This window comes from Janthinobacterium sp. J1-1 (assembly GCF_030944405.1).
Classification (GTDB): domain Bacteria; phylum Pseudomonadota; class Gammaproteobacteria; order Burkholderiales; family Burkholderiaceae_D; genus Janthinobacterium.
The window spans coordinates 5,372,689-5,399,102 of the sequence record NZ_CP132339.1; the positions used below are offsets into that span (position 1 = coordinate 5,372,689).

At 62.5% G+C, this 26,414-nt stretch carries 19 protein-coding genes and 2 pseudogenes; 11 read left to right on the forward strand and 10 right to left on the reverse strand.

Annotation, left to right across the window (positions count from 1 at the left end; translation table 11 throughout):
• Nucleotides 1-21 precede the first annotated feature (21 nt).
• A complete protein-coding gene (gene glpD / locus Q8L25_RS24635) occupies nt 22-1,530 on the reverse strand; it encodes a glycerol-3-phosphate dehydrogenase (protein ID WP_308921905.1) in 1,509 nt (502 codons plus the stop codon).
• Nucleotides 1,531-1,697: 167 nt separating this feature from the next.
• On the opposite strand from glpD, the gene Q8L25_RS24640 reads away from it, so the two are divergent.
• Together Q8L25_RS24640 and Q8L25_RS24645 are read left to right on the forward strand one after the other, a co-directional pair.
• On the forward strand, nt 1,698-2,459 hold the full coding sequence (locus tag Q8L25_RS24640; RefSeq protein ID WP_308921906.1) for a DeoR/GlpR family DNA-binding transcription regulator: 762 nt from the start codon (nt 1,698-1,700) through the stop codon (nt 2,457-2,459).
• Between the two features lie 328 nt (nt 2,460-2,787).
• The gene (locus Q8L25_RS24645) at nt 2,788-3,303 is read left to right on the forward strand and encodes a MarR family transcriptional regulator (RefSeq protein ID WP_308921907.1); all 516 of its coding nucleotides are present in this window, start codon (nt 2,788-2,790) and stop codon (nt 3,301-3,303) included.
• Here the strand turns inward: Q8L25_RS24645 and Q8L25_RS24650 are convergent.
• The gene (locus Q8L25_RS24650; protein ID WP_308921908.1) at nt 3,300-5,315 is read right to left on the reverse strand and encodes a diguanylate cyclase domain-containing protein; all 2,016 of its coding nucleotides are present in this window, start codon (nt 5,313-5,315) and stop codon (nt 3,300-3,302) included. The two genes, Q8L25_RS24645 and Q8L25_RS24650, sit on opposite strands and share 4 nt — an antisense overlap.
• A gap of 144 nt (nt 5,316-5,459) precedes the next feature.
• Nucleotides 5,460-6,005 (reverse strand): adenylyl-sulfate kinase, encoded by a 546-nt coding sequence (gene cysC, locus Q8L25_RS24655; protein WP_374694198.1) that lies wholly within the window; start codon nt 6,003-6,005, stop codon nt 5,460-5,462.
• Nucleotides 6,006-6,304: 299 nt separating this feature from the next.
• On the opposite strand from cysC, the pseudogene Q8L25_RS24660 reads away from it, so the two are divergent.
• From Q8L25_RS24660 to Q8L25_RS24670, 3 genes and pseudogenes are all read left to right on the forward strand, one after another.
• Nucleotides 6,305-7,335, forward strand: a pseudogene (locus tag Q8L25_RS24660) (IS3 family transposase); the annotation flags it as partial.
• A 55-nt stretch (nt 7,336-7,390) separates the two neighbouring features.
• Nucleotides 7,391-8,643 (forward strand): IS3 family transposase gene (locus Q8L25_RS24665; RefSeq protein ID WP_308921909.1). Its coding sequence is split into 2 segments (ribosomal slippage): nt 7,391-7,670 and nt 7,670-8,643, totalling 1,254 coding nucleotides; the frame shifts between segments, so codons are not numbered across the junction.
• 34 nt (nt 8,644-8,677) lie between these two features.
• Nucleotides 8,678-9,031, forward strand: a pseudogene (locus Q8L25_RS24670) (transposase); the annotation flags it as partial.
• 113 nt (nt 9,032-9,144) lie between these two features.
• Here Q8L25_RS24670 and Q8L25_RS24675 read toward each other — a convergent pair.
• Genes Q8L25_RS24675 through Q8L25_RS24695 form a run of 5 tightly spaced genes read right to left on the reverse strand, consistent with a single transcriptional unit; the run spans nt 9,145 to nt 17,320 of the window.
• Nucleotides 9,145-11,841 carry a molybdopterin-dependent oxidoreductase gene (locus Q8L25_RS24675; protein WP_308921910.1) on the reverse strand — a complete coding sequence of 899 codons (2,697 nt, stop codon included), beginning with the start codon at nt 11,839-11,841 and terminating at the stop codon, nt 9,145-9,147.
• 22 nt (nt 11,842-11,863) lie between these two features.
• Entirely contained in the window at nt 11,864-13,045 is a 1,182-nt protein-coding gene (locus tag Q8L25_RS24680; protein WP_374694326.1) for an NAD(P)/FAD-dependent oxidoreductase, read from the reverse strand.
• A gap of 53 nt (nt 13,046-13,098) precedes the next feature.
• The gene (nirD, locus tag Q8L25_RS24685; protein WP_308921912.1) at nt 13,099-13,461 is read right to left on the reverse strand and encodes a nitrite reductase small subunit NirD; all 363 of its coding nucleotides are present in this window, start codon (nt 13,459-13,461) and stop codon (nt 13,099-13,101) included.
• A 3-nt stretch (nt 13,462-13,464) separates the two neighbouring features.
• Nucleotides 13,465-16,017: a nitrite reductase large subunit NirB gene (gene nirB, locus Q8L25_RS24690; RefSeq protein ID WP_308921913.1), complete on the reverse strand. Its 2,553-nt coding sequence runs from the start codon at nt 16,015-16,017 to the stop codon at nt 13,465-13,467.
• 10 nt (nt 16,018-16,027) lie between these two features.
• Nucleotides 16,028-17,320 (reverse strand): MFS transporter, encoded by a 1,293-nt coding sequence (locus Q8L25_RS24695; RefSeq protein WP_308921914.1) that lies wholly within the window; start codon nt 17,318-17,320, stop codon nt 16,028-16,030.
• 322 nt (nt 17,321-17,642) lie between these two features.
• On the opposite strand from Q8L25_RS24695, the gene Q8L25_RS24700 reads away from it, so the two are divergent.
• A complete protein-coding gene (locus tag Q8L25_RS24700; protein ID WP_308921915.1) occupies nt 17,643-19,274 on the forward strand; it encodes a CehA/McbA family metallohydrolase in 1,632 nt (543 codons plus the stop codon).
• A 100-nt stretch (nt 19,275-19,374) separates the two neighbouring features.
• Complete coding sequence (locus Q8L25_RS24705) at nt 19,375-19,776, forward strand: RcnB family protein (RefSeq protein ID WP_308921916.1); 402 nt, start codon at nt 19,375-19,377, stop codon at nt 19,774-19,776.
• Here Q8L25_RS24705 and Q8L25_RS24710 read toward each other — a convergent pair.
• Nucleotides 19,760-20,689 carry a LysR family transcriptional regulator gene (locus Q8L25_RS24710; RefSeq protein WP_308921917.1) on the reverse strand — a complete coding sequence of 310 codons (930 nt, stop codon included), beginning with the start codon at nt 20,687-20,689 and terminating at the stop codon, nt 19,760-19,762. The two genes, Q8L25_RS24705 and Q8L25_RS24710, sit on opposite strands and share 17 nt — an antisense overlap.
• 131 nt (nt 20,690-20,820) lie before the next feature.
• Between Q8L25_RS24710 and Q8L25_RS24715 the strand changes: the two genes are divergently transcribed.
• The 4 genes from Q8L25_RS24715 to Q8L25_RS24730 all read left to right on the forward strand — a co-directional run bounded on the left by Q8L25_RS24715 (nt 20,821) and on the right by Q8L25_RS24730 (nt 25,752).
• Nucleotides 20,821-21,216 carry a RidA family protein gene (locus Q8L25_RS24715; protein ID WP_308925797.1) on the forward strand — a complete coding sequence of 132 codons (396 nt, stop codon included), beginning with the start codon at nt 20,821-20,823 and terminating at the stop codon, nt 21,214-21,216.
• 289 nt (nt 21,217-21,505) lie between these two features.
• The gene (locus Q8L25_RS24720) at nt 21,506-22,600 is read left to right on the forward strand and encodes a type IV toxin-antitoxin system AbiEi family antitoxin (RefSeq protein ID WP_308921918.1); all 1,095 of its coding nucleotides are present in this window, start codon (nt 21,506-21,508) and stop codon (nt 22,598-22,600) included.
• A complete protein-coding gene (locus tag Q8L25_RS24725) occupies nt 22,594-23,457 on the forward strand; it encodes a hypothetical protein (protein ID WP_308921919.1) in 864 nt (287 codons plus the stop codon). Before Q8L25_RS24720 ends, Q8L25_RS24725 begins: the two co-directional genes overlap by 7 nt.
• A gap of 180 nt (nt 23,458-23,637) precedes the next feature.
• Nucleotides 23,638-25,752, forward strand: a complete 2,115-nt coding sequence (locus Q8L25_RS24730; protein ID WP_308921920.1) for a prolyl oligopeptidase family serine peptidase — start codon at nt 23,638-23,640, stop codon at nt 25,750-25,752.
• Here Q8L25_RS24730 and Q8L25_RS24735 read toward each other — a convergent pair whose 3' ends face one another.
• Nucleotides 25,753-26,376: a glutathione S-transferase family protein gene (locus Q8L25_RS24735; protein WP_308921921.1), complete on the reverse strand. Its 624-nt coding sequence runs from the start codon at nt 26,374-26,376 to the stop codon at nt 25,753-25,755.
• Nucleotides 26,377-26,414 lie beyond the last annotated feature (38 nt).

The window sequence follows — 26,414 nt, forward strand, 5'->3', positions numbered from 1 at the left end:
GCTTGCTACTACTACGTACTGCTACAGGGGATGCGCCGCCAGCCAGGCATCGAGCAGCTGCTCCGTACCGGCCGGCAAATGCAAGCCCAGCTTGGAGCGCCGCCACAAGATGTCGGCGGCGCTGACGGCCCATTCATGGCGCCGCAAATAATCGACCTCGGCCGCGTACAGCCCGCTGGCCACCTCCTCGCCCATCTGCGCCACGCTGGCGCGCCCGTCGAGCAGCGCATGGATGCGCGTGCCATAGGCGCGCGCGTAACGCGCCACCAGCCTGGCCGGCAGCCAGCCATATTGGCGCTGCAAGCCGGTAATAAAGGCGCCGAACTCGCTCACCGCGCGGTTGTCGGGCACCTTGCCGAACACGTCGCCGCCCGGCAGGCAGGCTTGCGCCGTCCATGGCCCCCGCTTGTTTTCGAGCAAGGGCGCCAGCAGGTCGACCGCCTCTTCCGCCAGCTTGCGGAAGGTGGTGATCTTGCCGCCGAAAATACTCAGCAGCGGCGCGCCTTCGCGGTCCAGCTCGAAGCGGTAATCGCGCGTCACGGCTTTGGCTTGCGCCGATGCATCTTCGACCAGCGGCCGCACGCCGGAATAGGTCCAGACCACGTCGGCAGGCACGATGGGCTTGCTGAAATAGTAACTGGAAAGTTGGCATAAGTAACTAATTTCCGCCTCGTCGATCGTAACTTTCCCGCTGTCGCCCTGGTAATCGAGATCGGTGGTGCCGATCAGGGTGAAATCGTTCTCGTAAGGAATCGCAAACACGATGCGCCCGTCCGGGTGCTGGAAGATATAAGCGTGATCATGCTCGAACAGGCGCTTGACGACGATATGGCTACCCTTGATCAGGCGCAAATGGCGGCCCTGGGCGGTGGGCGCCGCCTGCTTCAGGAAGTCGGCCGTCCACGGGCCGGTGGCGTTGACCACGCTGCGCGCGCGCACCTGCACCGTGCCGCCATCGCCTTGCTGCAGGCTGGCCTGCCAGTGATCGGCCTCGCGCACCAGCTTGGCGCAGCGCGTGCGCGTCAGGACCGTGGCGCCCTTCTCCTTCGCATCAAGGGCGTTGAGCAGCACCAGGCGGGCGTCGTCGACCCAGCCGTCGGAGTAGACAAAACCGCGCTTGAACTGCGGCTTCAAGGGCTGGCCGGCCGCATGGCGGTTCAGGGTGATGCTGCTGGAGGCCGGCAGCAGTTCACGTTTCGCCAGCATATCGTACAGAAACAGGCCGGCACGGATCAGCCAGGCCGGGCGCTGGCCCTGGGCATGCGGCATCACGAAACGCAGCGGCCACATGATGTGGGGCGCCGAGCGCAGCAGCACTTCGCGCTCGATCAGGGCCTTGCGCACCAGACCGAATTCATAATATTCGAGGTAGCGCAGGCCGCCGTGGATCAGCTTGGTCGAAGCGGACGAGGTATGCGACGCCAGGTCATCCTTTTCGCACAGCACCACCGACAGGCCGCGCCCCGCCGCATCGCGCGCGATCCCGGCGCCATTGATGCCGCCGCCGACCACCAGCAGATCGCATTCCATCCTCGTGCTCGCCTGTGCTGCCACCATCAAAACTCCATGTCGTTGTAATCAATAAAGATATAATTCATATGCCAGATGAATAAGATTACGCCAGAATACGAACTCATGGCAACATATTTTCATCATTACCTGTTCGTTTCTGTTCGTTTATAAAGAAAGAATGCACCATGATCCTCAATCCCCGCCAGCGCAGCCTGCTCGACGCCGTGCGCCAGCACCTGACCGTGTCGGTCGAAGAACTGGCCCAGCAATTGAAAGTGACGCCGCAGACCGTGCGCCGCGACGTCAAGCAGATGGAGGAAGCGCGGCTGCTGGCCCGCTACCATGGCGGCGTCGGCCTGCCCTCGTCGGTGGAAAACATCGATTACAGCCAGCGCCAGGTACTCAACAGCGAAGCGAAGCGCCGCATCGCCGCCGCCGTCGCGCTGCAGGTGCCGCATGGCTGTTCGCTGCTGATCAATATCGGCACCACCACCGAGGAAGTGGCGCGCGCGCTGGGCCAGCACACGGGCTTGCACGTGGTGACCAACAACCTCAACGTGGCCGCCATCCTGGCCGACAATCCCGGCTGCGAAGTGATCGTCGCCGGCGGCGTGGTGCGCGGACGCGACCGCGGCATCGTCGGCGAAGCCACCATCGACTTCATCCGCCAGTTCAAGGTCGATATCGGCATCATCGGCATTTCCAGCATCGACGAGGACGGCAGCCTGCGCGACTTCGACGCGCGCGAAGTGAAGGTGGCGCAAGCCATCATCGAGCAGTCGCGCGAAGTGTGGCTGGTGGCCGACCAGCACAAGTTCGGCCGCAAGGCCCTGGTGCGCCTGGCCGACCTGGCCCAGGTCGACATGTTGTTTACCGACGCCCCGCCGCCGGCGCTGTTTGCCCAGGTCTTGCGCGACGCCGCCGTCAAGCTGGTGGTGGCCGGCTGAGGTTCTGAGGTCCTTTCCGGGCAGGAAAATGGCGGTGCAATGCCGCCATGTGTGGACAATCTCACTTAACGCAATGAAATAGTTAGCAAAACCCAAAAATCCTGTTACCATTGAGGCAACAAGAGTTGGTTTTTTAATCTTCCTCTCTGGCAACACTATTGCATGCTTGCCATGACTGGTCGCGACGGTAGCGGAAGGAAGAAAAACTTGTGGCGCAGCGCTCTCCCGGCAACGGCGGGAACGCCGCCTCCCGCACGCATACCGACAACCATGCACTCGACCGCAAGCGCCCCGACCCTGCCCGATGCTGCCCAGTGAAGGAAAACAGATGAACCACAATATTGAATCGGCCACCATGCCGGCCCCCGCCAGTGCCACCAACGCGGCCAATGCGGCCAGCGTCAGCGAGCTGGAAGCCCACCTGGGCTACTGGCTGCGTTTTGTTTCCAACCATGTGTCGCACAGCTTCCAGAAAAAAGCCGAAGCCAATGGCGTGACGGTGTCCGAATGGGTGGTGCTGCGCGAAATGTTCCGCCTCGGCTGCACCTCGCCCACCGTGCTGGCGCAAGTGGCCGGCATGAGCAAGGGCGCCGTCTCGAAACTGATCGACCGCCTGGAAGGCAAGGGCATGGTCAGCAAATCGATCCTGCTGGCCGACCGCCGCCAGCACTCGATCGAGCTGACCAGCGAAGGCGAAGCGCTGGTGCCGGTGCTGGCTGGCATGGCCGACCAGAACGACGAGGAATTCTTCGGCCAGTTGCCGCCGGAATTGCGCGAGAACCTGCTGGTGGCGATGAAGGAAGTGGCGCGCACGCACCAGCTCAAGAGCGAGCCGCTGAACTAGACGCTGCCGTCCATCAAGGCCACGCCATCGCGGCCCTGGCCCTTGGCCTGGTACAGCGCCTGGTCCGCCAGGTTCAGCAGTTGTTCCGGCGTCAGCTCGCCTTCGTGGTAGATGGCGATGCCGATGCTGGTGGTCACGCTCAAAGGGCCGCTGTCCAGCGCGAACGGCACACGGATGGCGTCGACGATCTTGGCGCCGATCTGGCGCACTTCCGCCGCACTCCTGACGCCCTCGAACACGATCACGAACTCGTCGCCGGCCAGGCGCGCCACCAGGTCGCTGGCGCGCACGCTGCGCAGCAAGCGCTGGGCAAATTCCTTGAGCACTTCGTCGCCGGCCTGGTGGCCCAGGCTGTCGTTGATCGCCTTGAAGCGGTCGATATCGAGATAGGCCAGCGCCATCGACGCATCCGCCGCTTGCGCGCGCGCCATGGTTTGCGCCAGGTGTTCGTCGAAACGGCGCCGGTTGGCGATGCCCGTCAGGGTATCGGTGCCGGCGGCGAAGCGCAGCGCCGACTGCACCGCCTTGACCTTGGTGATTTCATGGATCAGGCCATACACGCCGATCACCACGCCACGCTCGTCGACGTCGGGCACGTAGCTGGTCTGGAAGGCGCGGCCGTTGCCGGCGCGCTCGGGTGCGCCGTCATCGACCGTGAATTCATATTCCACCTCCTCGCCGGCAAACGCGCGCCGCAGGTACTGCTCGCGCAGCTGATAGGCCGCTTCGCCCAGCACCTCGCTGATCGAGCGCATCATGCCCTCCTTGGCCGAGATGCCGAACCATTTTTCAAACGTGGCGTTGATGAACTGGTAGCGGTGTTCGCGGTCGATATACACGATCACCACCGGCACGTGATCGGTCAGCAGTTTCAAGCGCCGTTCGCTGTCGCGCGTCTGTGTCTCGGCCAGTTCGCGTTCGGCCACCAGGGTATAGAAATCGCGGCTCAAGTCGCCGATCTCGTCGCGCCGCTCGATCTGCAGCGCCTCGATGCCGAGCCGGTGGCGGCGGATCTGGTGCACCTGGCTGCGCAGGCGTTCGAGCGGACGCAGCAGGCGCAATACCACGCGCCAGCCGGCCAGGCCCGCCAGCGCCGCCAGCACCAGCGCCGCCAGCAAGATCTTGCTGCGGATGGCGCGCAGCGGCGCGAAGGCATCGCGCGTGGGGTAGACCGAGGCCAGTATCCAGCCGGTGCTGGCGATGCGATGGTAGGCAAACAGGGCGTCGTCGCCATGGCTGGTCTTGCCCGCCATCGCCCCCTGGAAGCCTTGCATGGCGCTGCGGGTCGGCACGCTGGGCGGGCACAGCGCGCCGATATGGCGCATGATCAGCGACTTGTCGGGATGCTCGATGACGATGCCCTGTTCCGTCATGATGTACAGATGGCCGCCCGGTCCCGGCTTGAGCGCGTCGAGCCGGCCCAGGAAATCGGGCTGGCGCAAGTTGACACTGGCCGCCAGCACCAGGCGCACCTGGCCGCGCGCATCGAACACGGGTTGCGTGACGACGACGATGGGCATGCCGGAGATGCTGCCTTGCAGCGGCTCGGAAACGACCGAGCGCTTCCGCTCCAGGGTCTGCGTGAAATAGGGGCGGTCCTTGACCGTTGCGCCGGCGCGCGGCTTGACCGGGCCAAGGCTTGCCAGCACGCTGCCGTCGAGACCGACCAGGCCGGCCGTGAAAAACTCCTTGCCAAGCACCGTCTGGGCGGACAGGAAGCGCTGCAGGCCGGCCTGGTCATGCACGTCCTGCGCGGCCAGGCTGTCGGCCATCACGCGCAGCACATCGCGCTTGGTCGCCAGCTCTTCATCGATGAACACGGCGGCGCTGGCCAGCGAGGCATATTGCTGCTGGCTCGTCACGCCGCGCATGTCGCGCTCGGCCACGGCCAGGGTGGCCAGCGCCAGCAGCGCGACGGCGCCCAGCACCAGCAGGAAGACAACCACGCTCATGCGCGCCTTCAGGCTGGCGGGCAGGGTTTTGCCGATGCTCTTGCGTAGTCTCGTTTTCATGGAATCAGGGGTCCGGGACTTCCTGGCGCTGCGCCCCTGCTATCGTCGTCGCCAGTCCTGGCGCGTGCACCGGCAGGCAAAAAAATAATATTGCTTTACGATATAATACCAAATTGTCCATGCCCATGGGCGACACGGGCAGACTTACAACAGGGTCGCATGCGCCAGCAGATGGCGGTACAACTGGCCGGCCGAGTCCTCCAGCGCCTGTTGCTCGGTATCGAGCGTCAGTGCCGGCGACAGCGGCGCTTCATAGGGGGCGGAGACGCCCGTGAATTGCGGAATCTGGCCGGCGCGGGCGCGCGCATACAGGCCCTTGGGATCGCGCGCTTCGCACACCTGCACCGGCGTGCTGACATGCACTTCGATGAAGTGGGCGGCGCCGATGATGGCGGCGGCCATGGCGCGGTCGGCGCGGTTGGGTGAAATCAGGGCCGCGATCACCACCAGCCCCGCCTCGTTCATCAGGCGCGCCACTTCGGCCGTGCGGCGGATGTTTTCATGCCGGTCCTGCGGCGTGAAGCCCAGGTCGCGGTTCAGGCCATGGCGCAGCAGGTCGCCATCGAGCACCGTGACGGCGCGCCCGTCGGCCTTCAGGCGCTGCGCCAGCGCCCCGGCTATGCTGGTCTTGCCGGCGCCGCTCAATCCCGTCAGCCAGACCGTGGCCGCCCTGCTTTGTGCTTGCTTCATCTGCTCTCCTGTCGTGACAGGAAATATAACAAAGCAGGAACAAAAAAGACAGCTTATGCCGTAGTGCCGTTCAGTTAGTGTCCCTACGCTCCCGGCAAACCTGCAAAACGGATTAAAAACCCGGTCGCCCGCACAGGCACACCGGGCCAAGCGCGCCTGAAAAATGTCGAGGGCAAGGCGCAGCGACGCAGACAGTACGCATGGTCGGCGAGGAGCTGCAACGCCGCCATCGGCATTTTCTCAGGCGCGCGTCTCTGAACTGACCCCCGAAAGTTGGACACGAACTTTCGGGGTTTTTTATGGCAAAGTACAGTATGCAATTCAAACTGGACGTTATCCAGCAATGTGTACGAGGTGAAGCAGGAGCCAAGACGGTCGCCCGCCAGTACGGCATCCATCATTCGATGGTTGAACATTGGCTCTCTTTGTATAACGTTCATGGGCAAGCTGGTTTGGAGAAGAAGTTTACCCACTATCCGGTAGAGCGGCGCTTGCAGGTATTGGAGCACATGTGGGCCAACAAACTCTCTTATCGCCAGACTGCAGCAGTATTTAATATCCGCGGCGGGAAATGCATCTCGCTATGGGAGCGCTGCTATCATAGTGGCGGTATAGACGCTCTGAAGCCGCGACAGCGCGGCAAACCTAAAAATATGCCTACCCCTCAGTCGCCTCAGCCTGTAACCCACGTAGATGATGAAACTCGTAGCCGCGAAGAACTGCTCGCGGAGGTCAACTTCTTGCGCATGGAGAATGCCTACCTAAAAAAGTTGAAAGCCTTGGTTCAGCAGCAGCAAGAGCAGCAGACAACAGTGCGAAAAAAGCACAAGTAGTCGCTGAACTAAGGCAGCAATTTTCTCTGACAGACTTACTCAAGCTGGCCGGCCTGCCGCGCAGTACCTTTTACTATCAGCAAAAGGTTGCGCAGGTGGCCGACAAGCATGATGCATTGAAGCAGAAAATTCGAACCATTTTCGCACGCCACAAGGGGCGTTATGGATATCGACGCGTGACACTCGCTCTTCGGCAGTTGGGCCAGCAAGTCAACCATAAGACGGTACAACGCCAGATGACCCAGCTGGGCTTGAGGTCATTGGTACGGCCGAAGAAATATCGCTCGTACAAGGGCGAAGTTGGCCAGCCAGCGACCAATATCTTGCAGCGTCAATTTCAGGCAGAGGTAGCGAATCAGAAATGGGTAACGGACGTGACGGAGTTTAACGTCGCTGGCGAGAAGCTGTATCTGTCGCCGGTGATGGACTTGTATAACGGTGAAATCGTTGCGTTTGAAACGGCTAGGCGGCCCGTGTTCACGCTGGTGAGTATAGTGGATCCCGAATCTGAGACGATGGTTTAAGCTGTGGTCCGTGAAAGGATGACAGCAAATGAGTGAAGGTAAAAAACGTCGGGTACACACGGCCGAGTTTAAGGCCAAGGTCGGTCTGGAGGCCGTTCGCGGCGTCAAGACGGTGACGGAGATCGCGCAAGAGTTCGGCGTGCATCCGGTGCTGGTGGGCCAGTGGAAAAAGGAAATCCTGGAGAACGCCGGCGCGCTGTTCGACACCAAGCGCGGCCCCAAGCCGATCGATGAAAGCAGTCCCGAGGACAAACTATACGGCGAGATCGGTCGGCTGAAGATGGAAGTGGACTGGCTTAAAAAAAAGCTGGGGCCGTGAGCCAGGAGGCGCGCTTGGGCTGGATCGAAGCCGGGCACGAGAAGCTGCCGCTGACGCGCCAATGCGAGCTGGCAAGCGTGCCGCGCGCGACGGTGTACCGCCGGATCGACGCGGCATCCCGGCAGGCATGCGAGGACGAGAGCGACCTGAAGCTGAGCGCGCTGATTGACGAGGAATACACCAGTCGGCCTTTTTATGGCAGCAGGCGCATGGTCGTGTTCCTGCGCGCGACGGGCCATGTAGTCAACCGCAAGCGCGTGCAGCGTCTGATGCGCGGCATGGGGCTGGCGGGCATGGCGCCGGGGCCGAATACGAGCCGAGCGCATCCGCAGCACAAGGTCTATCCGTACCTGTTGCGCGGTGTGCCCGTGACGCGTCCTAATCACGTATGGTCGACCGATATCACCTACATCCGGTTGGCGCGGGGCTTCGCGTATTTGGTGGCGATCATCGACTGGTACAGCCGCAAGTTGCTGTCCTGGCGCCTCAGCAACAGCATGGACGCGTCGTTCTGCGTGGACTGCCTGGAGGACGCCTTGCGCCAGCATGGCAAGCCGGAGTTGTTCAACAGCGATCAGGGTTCGCAGTTCACCAGCACGGGCTTCACCGACGTGCTCAAGCGCGAAGGCGTCGCCATCAGCATGGACGGGCGCGGTCGGGCGCTGGACAACATCTTCGTCGAGCGGCTGTGGCGCAACGTGAAGTACGAGGATGTGTATCTGAAAGGATACGCCAATATGGCGGAATTGACGGTGGGCCTGGCGCAGTATTTCGCGTTCTATAACGCTGAGCGGCCGCACCAATCGCTGAGCTACCAGACGCCCGACCAAGTCTACCGCGACGGGGTTGGCGGCGGTGCGCTGATCGTCGACCGGTTTGGTGACGACAAGAAGAAGTCACAGGAAGAGAGCAATACGGGTCAGCGCCGAGCAGCTGGAGCAGTGGAAACGGGCACAGCTTAAATTAGTCGGGAAAGTGTCTTGACTGATGGATCCACTTTTGAGCTCCATGCTCCAGAAGGCGCTGACCAAACTGAAAGCGAAAGACAAACCTTTGCTACATTCTGACCAGGGATGGCAATATCGGATGCCTGCATACCAGAAAATGCTGAGCGATAAGGGGCTGGAACAAAGTATGTCCCGCAAAGGAAACTGCCTCGACAACGCAGCCATGGAAAGCTTCTTCGCCGTGCTCAAGACCGAGTTCTTCTATCTGAATAAATTTACTAGTGTCGAGGAACTACAGCGGGGCATCAAAAAGTACATTCACTACTATAATCATGACCGTATCAAGCTCAAGCTAAAAGGGCTGAGTCCTGTGCAGTACAGAACTCAGTTCTTGATCAGCTAGCAAATTAAACCGTCCAACTATTTGGGGTCAGTTCACTCCGGCACGCCATTTTTACGTTTCTAATCCTTACGCATTGACATGCGTCTGACAGCTTAACTGAACGGCATTACAGCCTATGCCGCGCGCTCGGCCAGCGCTTCGGCCGCCACCACCGCGATCAGCTGGCGTATCTCCGGCACGCAGGAACCGCAATTGCCGCCCGCCTTGACGCAGGCAGTCACCTGCGCCGTCGTCGTCAGGTGATCCTTGCGGATGGCGGCGCAGATCGTGTTGCGGCCCACGCCAAAACACGAGCACACGGTGGGGCCGGCGTCCATGCCTTTGGCAATCGGCTGGCCCAGCAGCACGCCGGCACGGTCCGCCGCGTCGAGCTGCGCGTGCGCGAACAGGCCGGCCAGCCAGGCGCGCGACGGCAGGTCCGGGCGTGGCGACACATACACGCATTGCGCAATGCGCCCCTCTTCCAGGTGCACCGCGCGATAGACTCCCGCGCTGGCGTCGGCATAATCGAGCCAGTCGGCATCAAGATCCGTCACGCCCAGCAAATCGCGCGCCCAGCCGGCCAGGTCGTCGAGGCGATGGCGCCCTGCCAGCTCGTAGCGCAGGAATTGCTCGCCCTGCACCCGCGTCCAGTGCGCCACGCCGTCCAGCTTCAACGGTGTGCGGCTCAATACAAACGCATGCCAGTGCACGCGGAACTGTTCGATGCGGACCGGCGTATGCTTGAATTCCGGTTCACCCGAGACGGGATCGACCACCGGATTGACGACGGCTCCCACGCGCGCGTCGGAGGCATTGGCGTCGCTCCAGTGGATCGGCACGAACACCTGGCCGCGCGCGATGCCGCCGCCATGCACCACGCGCGCCACCATCGCGCCCCAGCGGCTGGAAATGCGCGCCAGCTCGCCTTCGCGCACGCTGTACAGCAGCGCGTCCTGCGGGTGGATGTCGATGAACGATTCGGCGATATGGCCCGACAAGCGGGCCGCCTTGCCGGTGCGCGTCATGGTATGCCACTGGTCGCGCACCCTGCCCGTATTGAGCACCAGCGGAAAATCCTCGTCAGGCAGGTTGTGCGGCGCGCGCGGCGTGGTGGCGATAAAGCGCGCACGCCCGTCGGCATGGGCAAAGCAGCCGTCGCCGAACAAACGTGGCTGATTTTGCGGCCATTGCTGCGGCGACAAAGCCTCGTAGCGCGCCGCGTCCAGCGCCACCAGGTGCGACAGGTTGAACAGGCGCGCCGTCTCGCCCTCGTTGCGGAAGGAGGACAGGCGCGCATGCTCGTCGAAAATCGCTTGCGGCGAGGTGAAATCGAAGCCCTCGTAACCCATGCGCGTGGCCACCTGGCACAGCACCTGCCAGTCGGCGCGCGCCTCGCCCGGCGCCGGCAAAAAAGCGCGCTGGCGCGAGATGCGGCGCTCGGAGTTGGTCACCGTACCGTCTTTTTCACCCCAGCCCAGGGCCGGCAGCAGCACGTCGGCATACGCATTGGTATCGGACTGCGCGCTGATGTCGGACACCACCACCAGTTCGCACTGGTCCAGCGCGCGGCGCACCTGGTCGGCGTCGGGCATGCTGACCAGCGGATTGGTGGCGATGATCCACACGGCTTTGACGGTGCCCGCCTCGATGGCCTGGAACAGCTCGACCGCTTTCAGGCCCGGTTTGCCGGCGATGGCGGGCGAATCCCAGAAGGTCTGCACGGCTTCGCGGTGCCGTGGTTTGTCCAGGTCCAGGTGGGCCGCCAGCATATTGGCCAGGCCGCCCACTTCGCGCCCGCCCATGGCGTTCGGCTGGCCCGTCAGCGAGAACGGCCCCATGCCGGGCTGGCCGATGCGCCCCGTCGCCAGATGGCAGTTGATGATGCTGTTGACCTTGTCGGTGCCGCTCGACGACTGGTTCACGCCCTGCGAATAGGCGGTGACGACCTTGCGCGTGGCGGCGAAATCGCGGTAGAACGCCAGCAGCGCCTGCGGATCGACCTTGCAGATTTTCGCCACCTGCAAGGGATCGGCACAGTCGACATGGGCGGCCGCCAGCGCTGTATCGAGACCGCTGCTGTGCTTCGTGACGAAATCGTCGGCGATCACGCCCTCTTTCGCCAGATGGCACAGCAGGCCGTTGAACAGCCACACATCGGTGCCGGGTTTGACGGGCAGGTGCAGGTCGGCCAGCTCGCAGGTGGCCGTGCGGCGCGGGTCGATCACCACCAGTTTCATCTGTGGCCGGCTTTCCCTGATGCGCGCGATGCGCTGGAACAAAATCGGATGGCACCAGGCCGTGTTGGAGCCCACCAGCACCACCATGTCGGCCAGTTCCAGGTCCTCGTAGCAGCCCGGCACGATGTCTTCGCCGAACGCGCGCTTGTGGCCGGCCACCGCCGACGACATGCACAGGCGGGAATTGGTGTCGATATTGGCGCTGCCGACATAGCCTTTCATCAGCTTGTTGGCGACATAATAATCTTCCGTCAGCAGCTGGCCCGAGACATACAGCGCCACCGCATCGGCACCGTGTTGATCGATGATGGCGCGCAGGCCGCCGGCGACCTTGTCGAGCGCGGCATCCCAGGAGACGCGCGCCAGCGCGCCGTTCTCGCCATCCTGGCGCACCTGCGGGTAGAGCAGGCGCTGATCCAGGTCGACGGTATCGCCCAGGGCCGAGCCCTTCACGCACAGCCGGCCCAGGTTGGCCGGATGGCTGGCGTCGCCGGCGATGCGGATCGCCCCATCGGGCAAACGGGTCGCTTCGACGCCGCAGCCGACGCCGCAATAAGGGCAAGTGGTTTTCACGGGCGTGCTGATGGTCATGGGGCTGTCCTGTTCTGCAATGTCAGGCGGCCTGGCCGCACAAGGCCTGGCCAAACAAAAGGTGCGAGCGCAGGCGGCTGATGTCGCTGCGCTTCTGTATCAGGTCGAAATACCAGGGGCCGTCCTGCACCTCGCCATACAGCACGGCGCCTGCCAAGCGGTTGCCCTGCACCACCAGGCGCTTGTAGACGCCGCGGCGCGGATCGCGCAGCACCAGGTCTTCGCTGCCCTCGCCGCCGATGATGTCGCCGGCCGAATACAGGTCGATGCCGGTCACTTTCAGTTTCGTCGCGCTGGCCTGCTGCACATAGCGGCGATGGCCGGCGCCGGCCAGGTGCGCGCCGCAGACGCGCGCCTGCTCCCAGATCGGCGCCACCAGGCCGAACGTGGCGCGCCGGTGCTGCACGCATTCGCCGACGGCATACACACGCGGATCATAAGTTTGCAGGCAGTCATCGACGACGATGGCGCGCTCGCAGTGCAGGCCGGCTTCCCTGGCCAGCATGATGTTCGGCCGTACGCCGGCCGTCATCACCACCAGGTCGGCCGGGATGGAGCTGCCGTCGGCAAAGCGCACGCCCTGCACGCGGCCGGTGCCGAGGATTTCGGCGGTCTGCGCATGCATCAGAAAACGCAGGCCCCGCGCTTCCAGTGCCGTTTTCAACAACATCGAGGCCGGGGCATCGAGCTGCTGGTTCATCAGGCTGCCGCTCATGTGGACCACGGTGACGTCCATGCCCTGGCGCTGCAGGCCGTTGGCCGCTTCCAGTCCCAGCAGGCCACCGCCGATCACCACCGCGTGGCGGTGCTCGCGCGCCGCGCGCAGCATGGTGTCGACGTCGTCGATATCGCGAAAGCCGATCACGCCTGGCAGTTCATGGCCCGGCACCGGCACGATGAATGGCGTGGAGCCGGTCGCCAGCAGCAGGCGGTCATAGCTCACCTTGATGCCCGACAGCGATTGCACGGTGCGCGCCTTGCGGTCGATGCGCACCACCGGGTCGCCCGCATGCAGGGTGATGCCGTTCTGCGCATACCACTCGCGCGTGTGCAGCATGATGTCATCCACCGTCTTTTCGCCAGCCAGCACCGGCGACAGCAAAATGCGGTTGTAATTGCCGTGCGGCTCGGCGCCGAAGACGGTGATGTCGTACAGGTCCGGGGCCAGTTTCAGCAATTCCTCCACCGTGCGCATGCCGGCCATGCCGTTGCCGACCACCACCAAGGATGGCCGGGCGTTGGCATTGACTGCGGCATTCACAGCGCCACCCACACCATGCCGCCGAACACGCGCGTTGGCCAGGCGGCCACCGAATGCTCGGGCGCTTCGATGCACTCGCCCGTGTGCAGGTCGAAATGCTGCTTGTAGATAGGCGAGGCGACCACGATGCGCTCCCCTAAACTGCCCACCAGGCCGCGCGACAGCACCGAGGCGCCCGCGTTCGGGTCGACATTATCGATGGCGAAGATCTTCGGGCTGCTGTCGCCGATGCGGAAGACGGCCACATGGCGGCCCTTCAGCAGCGCGCACACGCCCGTGTCGGGCACGATATCGTCGAGCTGGCAGATGGCCATCCAGTTGTCGGCGGTGACGCCGGAAAGTTCGTTAATCGCGTTCATGAATCAAGCCTCCACGGCAAGGATGGGGATCACGGTACTGCGGCGTTCAAGTTCGGTGGCGGGACGGATCTGGCCGCGCTCTTCGACAAACACCACGTTTTCATCGTTCTTGTCGCTGTTGACGAAATGGCGGAAACGCTGGCGCACGGCCGGGTCGTTGACGGCCATCTTCCACTCGCACGCATAGGTGTCGACCACGTGCTGCATGTCCGCTTCGAGTTCGGCGCCCAGGCCCAGGCTGTCGTCGATGATCACGCGCTTCAGGTAATCGAGGCCGCCTTCGAGATTGTCGCGCCACACGCTGGTGCGCTGCAGGCGGTCGGCCGTGCGCACATAGAACATCAGAAAGCGGTCGACATAGCGCACCAGGGTGGCTTCATCGAGATCCGACGCAATCAGCTCCGCATGGCGCGGCTTCATGCCGCCATTGCCGCACACGTACAGATTCCAGCCTTTTTCGGTGGCGATCAGGCCGATATCCTTGCCTTGCGCTTCGGCGCATTCGCGGGTGCAGCCGGACACGCCGAACTTGATCTTGTGCGGCGTGCGCAAGCCCTTGTAGCGGTTTTCCAGTTCGATTGCAAAGCCCACGCTGTCGGCCACACCGTAACGGCACCAGGTCGAGCCGACGCACGATTTCACCGTGCGCAGCGACTTGCCGTAGGCGTGGCCCGACTCGAAACCGGCCGCGATCAGTTCTTCCCAGATCGCCGGCAACTGATCCACGCGCGCGCCGAACAGGTCGACCCGCTGGCCGCCCGTGATCTTGGTGTACAGGCCGTATTTTTTCGCCACCGTGCCGACCGCGATCAGGCCATCGGCCGTCACTTCGCCGCCGGCCATGCGCGGCACCACCGAATACGTGCCGTCCTTCTGGATATTGCCGAGAAAATAATCGTTGCTGTCCTGCAGGCTGGCATGCACGGGCGTGAGCACGAAATCGTTCCAGCAAGAGGCCAGGATATTGGCCGCCAAAGGCTTGCACACGTCGCAACCGAGACCGTGGCCGTGCGCGGCCAGCAGCGCATTGAAACTGCGGATCTTGCCGACCCGGACCAGGTGGTGCAGCTCCTGGCGCGTGTAGGCAAAATGTTCGCAGACATGGTTGTTGACCGCCATGCCCTGCTTCTTCATTTCCGCCTTCATGATCTGCGTCACCAGCGGCACGCAGCCGCCGCAGGCCGTACCGGCTTTCGTGCAGGATTTCAAAGCGCCGATGGTGGTGGCGCCATCGGCCACCGCCGCGCACAGCGCGCCTTTCGAGACGTCATTGCACGAGCAGATCTGCGCGCCGTCGGGCAAGGCGTCCACGCCCAGGCCCACCTTCTGCTGGCCATCCGCCTGCGGCAGGATCAGGAATTCCGGTGATTCCGGCAGCTCGATTTTATTGAGCATCATCTGCAGCAGGGTGCCGTATTCGCTGGCGTCGCCCACCATCACGCCGCCCAGCAGGTATTTGCCGCAGTCGGAGACGACGATTTTCTTGTAGATCTGCTTGCGCTCGTCCATGAACTGGTAGGAGCGGCTGCCCGGCGCATTGCCGTGCGGGTCGCCCAGGCTGGCCACGTCCACGCCCATCAGTTTGAGCTTGGTGCTCATGTCGGCGCCCTTGAACGACGCCTCGCCCTCCTCCTGCAGCACATGGCGCGCCGCGATGCGGGCCATTTCGTAGCCGGGCGCCACCAGGCCGAAAATCAGCCCACCCCACAGCGCGCATTCGCCGATGGCGTAGACGTCCGGGTCGGACGTGACGCAGCTGTCGTCGATGGCGATGCCGCCGCGCGGGCCCACTTCCAGGCCGCAGGCGCGCGCCAGCTCGTCACGCGGGCGAATGCCGGCCGAGAAGACGATCATGTCCGCTTCCAGGTGGCTGCCGTCGGCAAACTGCATGCGGTGCGTGGCCGCCTCGCCGTCGACGATGGCCAGCGTGTTCTTTTGCGTGTGGACGGTGACGCCAAGTTCCTCGATCTTGCGGCGCAGCACGCGCGCGCCGCCTTCATCGACCTGCACCGCCATCAGGCGCGGCGCGAATTCCACCACGTGGGTCTCGAGTTTCAGGTCGCGCAGCGCTTTTGCGCATTCCAGGCCCAGCAGCCCCCCGCCGATCACCACGCCGGTCCTGGATTTGTCGCCCCAGGCCAGCATCGCTTCCAGGTCTTCGATGGTGCGGTAGACGAAGCAGCCGTCGCGGTCCTTGCCCGGCAGCGGCGGCACGAACGGGGTCGAGCCGGTGGCGAAGACCAGCTTGTCGTAGGCGAGGAGCTCGCCGGTGCTGACGGTGACGGTTTTCGCCGCCCGATCGACCGCGATGGCACGCGCATTCAACTTCAACGCCACATTGCCCCGGTCGAAAAAGCCGGGCGCCACCAGCGACAGGTCGTCCGCCGATTTGCCACTGAAAAACTCGGACAGGTGCACACGGTCGTAGGCCGGGCGCGGCTCTTCGCACAGTACCGTCACCGACAAACGCGTATTGTTTTCCAGCGCCAGGCGTTCGAGGAATTTATGCCCGACCATGCCATGGCCCAGGACGACGATTTTCAGGGGGTTGCTCATCTTCTTCTCCTCAGGCCGCAGCCATCTTCGATTCGGCTGTGCTACTGGTAAAACGCACGGCAATGGCACACAGCGCCGACACCACCACCAGCACGCTCAAAATGATCAGGGTCTGGCGGATATCGCCGGTGCCCTTCATCAGGAAACCGGCCGCCACCGCACCGACATTGCCGCCGGCGCCGATAATGCCGGCCACGCCGCCCAGCGCCTTGCTGTCGATAAACGGCACCAGCGCATAGGTGGCGCCGCAAGCCATATGGGTGAACAGGCCAAACACCAGCATGGCGATCACGGCCCAGGTGACGCTGTCGACCTTGGCGAACCACAGCAGGCCCACGCCTTCGCCGATCATCAGCATGAACAGCAGGGTGACGCGGCTGTTCAGGTTGCCGCGCAGCGCCAGCTTGTCGGACATCCAGCCACCCAGGGCGCGGGCAAACAGGGCCAGCAGGCCAAAGCTGCCGGCGGCCAGGCCAGCCGATTTCAGGGACAGGCCGAAATGGTCGACGTAGTAGACGGCGGCGATATTGTGGATAAAGATTTCGATGCCGAAGCAGGCGCCGTAGGTAACGAACAGCAGCCACACGCGGTAGTTGGCGCTGGCGGCCTTGAAGCTGGCCCAGCCGCCCTTTTTGCCGCCTTCGATGGCGATGCCGGCCTTGCGCAGGTCCGAGTAATTGCCTTCCGGGCAGTCCTGCGTAAAGCGCCAGTAGAGGGCGGCCATCACCAGCATCAGCACGCCCGGCACCAGCAGCGCCACGCGCCAGCCCAGCGATTCGGACACGCCCAACATCACCAGTGCGCCCAGCATCAGCGGCATCAGCGCCTGCGCCGCACCGCCGCCCGCATTGCCCCAGCCGGCGGCGGCCGCATTGGCCGTGCCGACCACGCGCGGCGCGAACATCACCGAGGTGTGGTACTGGGTGATGACAAAACTCGCACCGACCGCGCCGATGCCGAGGCGGAAGAACAGGAAGCTTTCATAACTTTGCGAAGCGGCCACGCCCAGCACGGGAATCGCGCCCAGCAGCAGCAGGCCGGTATAGGTCTTGCGCGGACCGTAGCGGTCGCACATGGGGCCGACGATCAGGCGCACCAGGATGGTGATGGCGACGGCGGCGATATTGATATTGGCCACCTGCGCCAGCGACAGGCCGAACTCGCCCTTGATGATGGGCATCAGCGGCGCGCAGGCGAACCAGGCGAAAAAGCAGACGAAGAACGCCATCCAGGTCAGGTGGAAGGCGCGCATGGGTGGCGTGGCGAGGGAAAAGAGGGTGATGCTGGTAGCTTTGCTGGCCATGATGGTTCCCGAAGTATCCCGTTAGAAAAACAAAAACGGCGCCCGCTCCCACCGATCATGAAATCAGTTTGAGCGGACGCCGTTGTCCATGGTGGTCCGTCGTTGGACCGTTGTTTGTTCAGGGGATCGCCGTTGATCCGTTTCTATTCTTTAGCAAGCGCCGTGCCAGGTTTTCCCAGGGGCTGGCGTATCAAATGCAGCCCGTTTGCGCCCTGTCATGGCATATCGCGGTGCAGCATTGCCACTTCGTGGTGCATGAGGGGAACCGAAACATGGCAGAGCTTGTCTAAATACTATTGGAGTCATCCCGATGGAGGCGATCATGCCTGGACGATGGCGGCAAATGGTGGCCGGTGCCGCGTGTGCGCTGGCCTTTTCGGTGATGTCCTGGCCCGCGCAGGCGGCCGAACCGAAGGAACACAGCGAACTGGAAGCGACCGTGGCCGCGCCGTTCCACGCGGCACCGGCCCAACGCCGCACGCAGGCGCGCACGTTTGTCGTGCAGTTCGATCATCCCGATGGCGCAAGCACACACAGCGTCGACTGGCGCCTGACGCTGTCCGGCCCCGGGCCGCAGGGGTTGCTGCGCCGCAGCTGGTCGGGGCGGCAAGTTCTGGATGGCGGCAGCGCCACCTTGCGCCTGCACTGGGACGGCCGCGGCAGCGATGGCCGCCGCGCGCCGGCAGGCCTGTACGAGCTGCGCCTGGTGGCGGGCAGCGGCGACGATATTGTGGAGCAGCAATGGCAGATCGCCGTCGACCGTGGCGCGCCGGCCTCGTCGCGCATGGCCGCCATGGCGTCCATGTCCACACCAAAGGTCGACAACACCTTCCCCTATCGCGTCGTCTACGCTAACCTGCACAGCCAGACCCGCCACAGCGACGGCGGCGCCGCGACGGGTGCCTGCAAGGGCGCGCAGGAGCCGCAATCGGCGCCCTATGGCCCGCTCGACGCCTACCGCTATGCGCAACAGCATGGGCTGGACGTGCTGCTCACTTCCGAGCACAACCATATGTATGACGGCTCGGATGGCACCAATGCGGCGGCCGAGCCGTTCGACGCGATCGCCCTGTACCACGCCGGCCTGGCCGAAGCGGCCGCCTACACCACGGCCCACCCCGGCTTCCTGGCCCTGTACGGCATGGAATGGGGCGTGATCAACAAGGGCGGCCACCTGAACATCTTCAACAGCGAGCAGTTGCTGGGCTGGGAAAAAAATGGCCGTGGACAATTGCTGGCGGAAATCAACACGCCGAAAGGCGATTATGCCGGCCTGTACACCCTGATGCGCGAGCGCGGCTGGCTGGGCCAGTTCAACCACCCGGCCCGTTCGGGCCAGTTCCTGGTGGGTGGCGAGCCGCTCGGCTTTACGCCCGATGGCGATGCCGCCATGGTGTTGTGCGAAGTGATGAACACCTCGGCTTTTTCCACCAACGAGCAGGAAACGGAAACCCGGCGCAGCAATTTCGAGGCGGCCTGCAACAAGGCCCTGGCGGCCGGCTACCACCTGGCCTTCAGCAGCAACCAGGACAATCACTGCGCCAACTGGGGCGCCGCCTACGGCAACCGCACCGCCATCTTGATCGATCGCGACGCCGCCCTGTCGCGCGAGAGCCTGTTCGAAGCCCTGCGCGCGCGGCGCGTGTTTGCCACCATGGACAAGCATGCGCGACTGATCTTCACGGCCAACGGCAGGATGATGGGCGAACGCTTCGACAATCGCGGCCCCTTGCAACTGGCCGTCGGTTTCAGCAATACGCGCGGGCGCCGGGTGGCCGCCATCACCGTGTTCCAGGGCGTACCGGGCGGCAACGGCAGCGTCACCGCGCTGTCGGACCAGGCCAGCCTGAGCCTGACGCCCTCGCCCGGCCCCCACTTCTACTATGCGCGCGTGACGCAGGACGACGGCAACCTGCTGTGGTCGGCGCCCGTGTGGGTCAACCAGCTGCCTTGAAGACTACGTGCGCTAGCAGACTGAAGCCGTGCAGCAAGGGTGGTCTACTGCAACTATTGGCCAGCTGCCCTGCTCGGTCCTGTCAAAAAAGGAACACCACATGAATAAGAAAATCCTCGTCTCCTCCCTGATCGCAGCCTTCATGGTTTGCAGCACATCGGCCTTTGCCCAGGACCGCCATGACCGGAATGACCACCGGCCACAACAGCAAGACCAGCATGACCAGCGTGGCGAGCGCCACGATGAGCGCGGCAACGACCATGCGCGTCCGAACAACGGCAACCCGCGTGCCAGCAACCGCGGCGTCGGTCCGCGCCACAATCTGTACAAGGGCAATCGCTTGCCGCCCGAGTACCGCAACCGGAAACATGTCGTCAACGACTGGCGCGCCCGCCGCCTGAGCGCGCCGCCACGTGGCCACCAGTGGATAAAGGTCGATAACGACTATGTGCTGATGGCGGCCGCCACCGGCCTGATCGCGCAGATTATTCTGGGGAATTGATTTTGCCGACCGGCGCATGCCGGTCCATCAGTGCCACTACCCAATCGATAAACACGCGCAGCTTCTTGCTGACATGACGGTTGGGTGGATAGGCCAGGAACAAGGGCATCGGCTCGATGGTCCACGCCGCAAACAGCGCTACCAGCTCGCCCGCCGCCACATGCTTTTTCGCCATATAGTCCGGCAGCCACAAGACCCCCAAGCCCGCTACCCCCGCCGCCAGATAGGCGTTGCCATCGTCAATCGACAATATGTATCGCCCCTGTATCCTGACGGTCTCGCCGCCGCGCTGCATCACGTGCGGAAACCCGTTGCCACGCCTCGACCAACGAAAACGCACGATGCTGTGCCGCTCGTCTTCCAGCTCACCGGGATGCACCGGCGTGCCCGCCCGTTCCAGATAGCTGGGCGCCGCATACACGCCCAACTGCAAGTCGGCCAGCTTGCGCGCCATCAGCGACTGGTCGCTCATTTCACCGCCGCGTATCACGCAATCGACATTGTCGCCGATCACATCGACCATGCGGTCGCTGGCGCCCATGTCGAGCACGATATCGGGATACAAGACATGGAACTGCGGCAGCGCCGGCACAAGCAGCATGGCCGCAAGCGGACTGGGCACGTCCACCCGCAGCTGGCCGCGCGGCAATGCCGACGCATTCGGCAGGCTGGTTTCCACGTCTTCCAGCGCCGCCAGCACCTCGACGATACGCTCGTAATACACGGCGCCATCGGCCGTCACATTCACCTTGCGCGTGGTGCGGTTGAGCAGCTTCAGGCGCAAACGGGCTTCGAGCTGCTGCACCAGCTGCGTCACCGTGGTGCGGCTCATGTGCAGCGTCTGCGCCGCCTTGGTAAAGCTGCCCGTCTCGACCACCCGCGCGAAAGCGCTCATTGCGTCAAACCTGTCCATATACGCTCCTTGCTCTGATTGTTTGGATTATACAAACAGTCTAGCGCACCGTTGCCTGTTTATCGGCAGGCCGCAGGCGCTTACAGTGAGCTCTTCCGCAGCCTCGCGCTGCATGACGACAGGAGTGAATGATGAGCAAACGTGACGTAATTTTTCCACCCGGCCGCCAAGCCCTGTATGAAAAGAACCGCTATTCGCCGGCCGTGCGCGCCAACGGCCTGCTGTTCGTCTCCGGCCAGGTCGGCAGCCTCGAAGACGGCTCGCCCGAACCCGAGCTCGAAGCGCAGGTACGGCGCGCCTTCGACAACCTGAACGCCATCCTCGCGGCGGCCGACTGCACCTTCGACGACGTGCAGGACGTGACCATCTTTATCGTCAATCCCGAAGCGAACTTCCAGCGCATCTGGGATATCGTGCAGGCCGACTACTGGGGCGCGGCGCCGCATCCGACAGTGACGGCCGTGGGCGTGACGTGGTTGTATGGATTTGACTTCGAGATCAAGGTGGTGGCCAGGCTGCCGGCCTGAGGCCGCACTGCACGCCGCCCGACACTGCCAAGGCGCCGCTGGACGACCAAAGCCGTATCTTCTTATCAAGTAGGCCAGCGCGGCAATATGTGGCGCTGGCCCTATCTCCGCTGTTTAGAAAGCGGCAAGAACCACCATGGCTCCTGGCAGGGCCTTCCCGGGTGCCCCACCGCGCTCGGGAAAAAACCTCAATCGCCTTTTATGTTTCAACCGTTTTTCAGCAAACGCTGAAACATGCCTTTTTACTGAAATATTTGATTTATTTCACTAAAAGGGCTATTTTCAACCTATGCTGAAAAAAAATCCGGTTTCATCCGATAGCTATCCTCAGGCCGTCGAAGCGCGCGCTTGCAATGAGATGTCCGCACTCCTCTCATTGATTCCCCACGTCCAGATCGGGCATATCGATATCCATCCTCCACATGATACGGTCGACTTCACAATCGACGTTCGTACAAGTGGCGGTAACGACGACAACTGGTTGATTGGATGTGAAGTAAAATCCATCGGGCAACCTCGCCACGCCGAAATTGCTGCCCTGAGGCTGAAAGACTGGGCATCCCGCATGCCCGGCAATACGGTAACGATGTTTATCGCACCCTATCTTTCCCCTGCGGTACGTCAACTGTGCAAGGATCGACAGGTAGCTTATCTCGACTTCGCTGGCAATTGTCTGCTGCAATTTTCCAACGTGTATATCGAGCGTTCTGTTGCGGAAGTGCCGCCTGCCGTGCAACGTGAACTTAAATCCATCTACAAGCCCAAATCAGCCCGTGTGCTTCATCTTTTGCTCAGTAGCATCGGGCAAAAATGGAAGGTCCAGGACCTCGCGGACAAAAGCGGAGTCAGCTTGGGCCAGGTCAGTAATATTCGAAAAGCTTTGCTGGAACGAGGATGGGCGTCAGTCTCGAACGGCGGAATGGCGCTGACTGAGCCAAGTGCTCTTCTTGACGAATGGCAAACTGTGTATGAGGGTGTGAAAGGCCAGACTGACAGTTATTACACAACACTGCATGGGCGAGCATTGGAAGATGCTATCCGGCAAACGCTCAGTCATACAAACGACTATGCAAGCTCAGCCGTATTATCGTCCTTTTCGGCCGCCGGCTTCATCGCGCCATATGCAAGGACCGGCAAGACTTATCTATACGCTGACGAGTACGGACTGAACTCTGTAGTAGAGGGGTTGGGACTCAAACTGGCCATGAACGGAAATGTACAAATTACCGTGCCGTCCGACCATGGCCCTTTTTTGAATACCATTTCGCCGGCCGCCGATATTGTCTGCACCAGTCCCGTTCAAACCTATCTTGATCTCTATGTCTCAGGCGAACGCGGACAAGAGGCTGCACAACATCTCCGAGAGGCAAAACTTCTATGGTGACCAGCAACGAACCGCAACATGCAAGCGATTATGAACAGCGCGCGACCGAGGCAGTAAAGTCGGTGTTGGTGGAAATGGGGCAGATCCTCGGCTCCTATCGCGGAAAATTCACCGTCGTCGGAGGGTCCGTGCCATGGCTTTTACTGGCAGCGGATGACATGGAGCATGTCGGCACCATGGATGTCGATATCGCTCTTTCAGCCGAAGCACTGGGCGACGGCGAGTACGCTGAACTCGTAGGATCACTTGTCTCCCACGGCTATCATTATCATGACGGCCGCAGGAAATTTCAGTTACGCCGCACGGTACCTGATGTGGACGGCATGGGATCCATCGATGTGATCGTTGACTTCCTGATGCCACGGGATGCAACCATCTTGAAAAACAATCCACCCCTCGTCGATGATTTTGCCGTTATCCGCGCCAGCGGAGCCGACCTGGCAGTAAAGTACTTCGAACTTGTGCAGGTAAGAGGCAAGATGCCAAATGGTGGCGCCAACCAGGTGGAAATTGCGGTGTGTTCAATACCAGCTTTTCTGGCGATGAAAGGGCATGCGATGCAAGGAAGGTACAAGCAAAAAGATGCCTACGACATCTACTACTCGGTCCGAAATTATCCTGATGGCATAGGTGCACTGGCCGCGAAATGCGCAGAATTGCTTGCTCACGAAAGTGGAAAGCAAGGCTATGATTTCATCAATCAGAAGTTTGACGCTCTGGATGGCTACGGACCTAGCTGTGTCAGGCAGTTTGTCGCGGACTCTGGAGTACTGGATGGGCGGACTCCGGACGAGTGGCAACAGGACGCATTCGGACAGGTCGATGCTTTGATGCATGCGATGAAACTGCGCGGGTGATCTGCATCGGCAGTAGATTCCACGGTCTCGTGCCATTCCAGCAAACAATATTGGAAAAGCATGGTTTTTGCCGGGCTAGCGCCCTTGGCCTCTGGTTCCAGTCTGGAATCCATGGCAACATGGCTGCGCCGTTCTGACAAGCAACGCGCAACAACCGACCATAGTCAAGGAACCCTGTCCATGTCTTTTTATCGCAAGTTTGCCGGCAGCATGCTGCTCGGCATGGCCGCAGCGGGCGCCGCCCATGCGCAAGCGCCGTCTACCGCCGCCGCTTCCACGCCCCCCACCGATCCGCTGCAATGGCTGGAAGAAGTCGCCGGCGAAAAACCGATGGCCTGGGTGCACCAGCATAATGCCGTCAGCACCAAGGAACTGGAAGGCAAGCCAACATTCCCGGCCTTGCAGGCGCGGCTGAAGACCATCCTCAATTCGAAAGAGCGCATTCCGTATGTGAGCAAGGAAGGCGAGTATTACTATAATTTCTGGCGCGACGCCCAGCATGTGCGCGGCATCTGGCGCCGCACCACGCTGGCGCAGTTCCAGCTGCCGGAGCCGGCCTGGGAAACCGTGATCGACCTCGACCAGCTGTCCGCCGGCGAGAACGAAAACTGGGTCTGGGGCGGCGCGTCCTGCCTGTATCCGAAAGGCGAACGCTGCCTCATTTCGCTGTCGCGCGGCGGCGGCGACGCCAAGGTGGTGCGCGAATACGATGTCGCCAAACGCGCCTTCGTGGCGGACGGTTTCACCCTGCCCGAAGCGAAAAGCAACGCCAGCTGGATCAACGACGACACCCTGTTCGTGTCCACCGATTTCGGCCCCGGTTCGATGACCAGCTCGGGCTATCCGCGCATCATCAAAGAGTGGAAGCGCGGCACGCCATTGGAGCAGGCCAAAACGCTGTACGAAGCCAGGCCGGACGACATGAGCGCCGGCGCCTACAAGGATTTCACGCCCGGCCATGAATACCAGTTTGTCGAGCGCCAGATCGATTTCTACAGCGGCGAGATGTTCCTGCGCGAAGGCGACAGCCTGAACAAGGTACCGAAACCGGACGACGCCACGGCCGCTACCATGCGCGACCAGCTGGTGATCAACCTGCGCTCGGACTGGAAAGTCAACGGCACGACCTACCCGCAAGGCGCCGTACTGGCGACCGATTTCAAGTCCTTCATGCAGGGCAAGCAGGAATTCGAGGTGCTGTTTGCGCCCACCGCCACCTCCTCGCTCGACAATATGTCGGCGACCAAATCGGCCATCTTGCTGACCACGCTGGACAAGGTGAAAAACCGCCTGACGGAACTGCGCCATGTGAATGGCAAATGGCAGCGCCGCGTGGTCGACGCGCCCAAGCTGGGCACCCTGGCGGCCAGCCCGCTCGATGCGGTCGACTCGGACCAGTACTTCCTGACCGTGACCGATTTCCTGACCCCCACCACGCTGTACCTGGCCACGGCCGGCAGCGACCAGCGCACGAAGATCAAGTCGCTGCCCGCCTATTTCGACGCCAGTCCGTACAAGGTGGAACAGTTCGAATCGACCTCGAAGGATGGCACCAAAGTGCCGTATTTCGTCATCATGAACAAGAAGACCAGATACGACGGCAAGAACCCCACCGTGCTGTACGGCTATGGCGGCTTCGAAGTCTCGCTCAAGCCCAGCTACAGCAGCATTACCGGCACTGCCTGGCTGAGCCAGGGCGGCGTGTACGTGCTGGCCAATATCCGCGGCGGCGGCGAATTCGGCCCGCGCTGGCACCAGGCGGCGCTGAAGGAAAACCGCCAGCGCGCCTATGACGATTTCATCTCGGTGGCGCAGGACCTGATCAAGCGCAAGCTGACCAGCCCGCGCCACCTGGGCATCATGGGCGGCAGCAATGGCGGCCTGCTGGTGGGCGCCGTGCTGACGCAGCGGCCGGACCTGTTCAACGCCGTGGTCAGCCAGGTGCCGCTGCTCGACATGCGCCGCTATAACAAGCTGCTGGCCGGCGCTTCCTGGATGGGCGAATATGGCGACCCGGACGTGCCGGAACAATGGGCCTACATCAGCAAGTACTCGCCCTACCAGAACGTCTTCAAGGATAAAAAATATCCGCGCGTATTCTTTACCACCTCGACCCGCGACGACCGGGTCCACCCCGGCCACGCGCGCAAGATGGTGGCCAAGATGGAAGAGCAAGGCCACGACGTGCTGTACTGGGAAAATACGGAAGGCGGCCATGCGGGCGCCGCCAATAACGACCAGCAGGCGCTGATGTGGGCGCTGACGTATACCTTCCTGCAGGGGCAGTTGAAATAATTACCTGGCTTGCGCGCTTGGCCGCTCGGCAATCCGGTCGCGCCAGGCTTGCAGATGTTCCAACCCTTCCGCGCCCGGCCGGTATTTCATCAGGCCGCGCGCGAATTCCAGCGCGCAGAACGCGGTGATGTCGGCGATGGTAAACCGCGCGCCGGCCACATACGGCTGGCGCGCCAGCAATTGATCCAGCCACTGCGCCGTCTCGCGCATCTTGGCGCCCTGCGCCGCGCCAAAGTCGGGGAACTGCGGATTTTCCAGCACCGCCAGCGCCGGATGGCTGTGGCGCACGCAGTTGGCCACGCCCAGGAACAGATGCAGTTCCACCCGGCGGTCGGCCATTTCGATAAAGGCGCGCTCCTCGAACCCTTCGCCCATCAGGTTCGGTTCCGGCTGCAGCCCTTCCAGATAGGTACAGATGGCGCGCGTTTCGGCCAGCACGCGCCCGTCCGGCAGCTCCAGCGCCGGCACCCTGCCCATCGGATTTTTTTCCAAAAATCCCGGATCGCGGTGCTGGCCCGCCATCAGGTCGAGCGAGACTTCCGCGATGCCGGCGATGCCTTTTTCGGCGATGAACATGGTGACGCGGCGTGGATTGGGCGTGCGGGGGCTGACATACAGTTTCATGGGGGTCTCCGGGTTGTCGTCTTGTTTATTACAGCTTG

What these genes read in the sequence shown, in the direction of transcription:
- glpD (WP_308921905.1), bottom strand. Translation starts at nt 1,530, where the DNA reads ATGGAATGCGATCTGCTGGTGGTCGGCGGCGGCATCAATGGCGCCGGG.
- Q8L25_RS24640 (WP_308921906.1), top strand. Translation starts at nt 1,698, where the DNA reads ATGATCCTCAATCCCCGCCAGCGCAGCCTGCTCGACGCCGTGCGCCAG.
- Q8L25_RS24645 (WP_308921907.1), top strand. Translation starts at nt 2,788, where the DNA reads ATGAACCACAATATTGAATCGGCCACCATGCCGGCCCCCGCCAGTGCC.
- Q8L25_RS24650 (WP_308921908.1), bottom strand. Translation starts at nt 5,315, where the DNA reads ATGAAAACGAGACTACGCAAGAGCATCGGCAAAACCCTGCCCGCCAGC.
- cysC (WP_374694198.1), bottom strand. Translation starts at nt 6,005, where the DNA reads ATGAAGCAAGCACAAAGCAGGGCGGCCACGGTCTGGCTGACGGGATTG.
- Q8L25_RS24675 (WP_308921910.1), bottom strand. Translation starts at nt 11,841, where the DNA reads ATGACCATCAGCACGCCCGTGAAAACCACTTGCCCTTATTGCGGCGTC.
- Q8L25_RS24680 (WP_374694326.1), bottom strand. Translation starts at nt 13,045, where the DNA reads ATGGCCGGCATGCGCACGGTGGAGGAATTGCTGAAACTGGCCCCGGAC.
- nirD (WP_308921912.1), bottom strand. Translation starts at nt 13,461, where the DNA reads ATGAACGCGATTAACGAACTTTCCGGCGTCACCGCCGACAACTGGATG.
- nirB (WP_308921913.1), bottom strand. Translation starts at nt 16,017, where the DNA reads ATGAGCAACCCCCTGAAAATCGTCGTCCTGGGCCATGGCATGGTCGGG.
- Q8L25_RS24695 (WP_308921914.1), bottom strand. Translation starts at nt 17,320, where the DNA reads ATGGCCAGCAAAGCTACCAGCATCACCCTCTTTTCCCTCGCCACGCCA.
- Q8L25_RS24700 (WP_308921915.1), top strand. Translation starts at nt 17,643, where the DNA reads ATGCCTGGACGATGGCGGCAAATGGTGGCCGGTGCCGCGTGTGCGCTG.
- Q8L25_RS24705 (WP_308921916.1), top strand. Translation starts at nt 19,375, where the DNA reads ATGAATAAGAAAATCCTCGTCTCCTCCCTGATCGCAGCCTTCATGGTT.
- Q8L25_RS24710 (WP_308921917.1), bottom strand. Translation starts at nt 20,689, where the DNA reads ATGGACAGGTTTGACGCAATGAGCGCTTTCGCGCGGGTGGTCGAGACG.
- Q8L25_RS24715 (WP_308925797.1), top strand. Translation starts at nt 20,821, where the DNA reads ATGAGCAAACGTGACGTAATTTTTCCACCCGGCCGCCAAGCCCTGTAT.
- Q8L25_RS24720 (WP_308921918.1), top strand. Translation starts at nt 21,506, where the DNA reads ATGCTGAAAAAAAATCCGGTTTCATCCGATAGCTATCCTCAGGCCGTC.
- Q8L25_RS24725 (WP_308921919.1), top strand. Translation starts at nt 22,594, where the DNA reads ATGGTGACCAGCAACGAACCGCAACATGCAAGCGATTATGAACAGCGC.
- Q8L25_RS24730 (WP_308921920.1), top strand. Translation starts at nt 23,638, where the DNA reads ATGTCTTTTTATCGCAAGTTTGCCGGCAGCATGCTGCTCGGCATGGCC.
- Q8L25_RS24735 (WP_308921921.1), bottom strand. Translation starts at nt 26,376, where the DNA reads ATGAAACTGTATGTCAGCCCCCGCACGCCCAATCCACGCCGCGTCACC.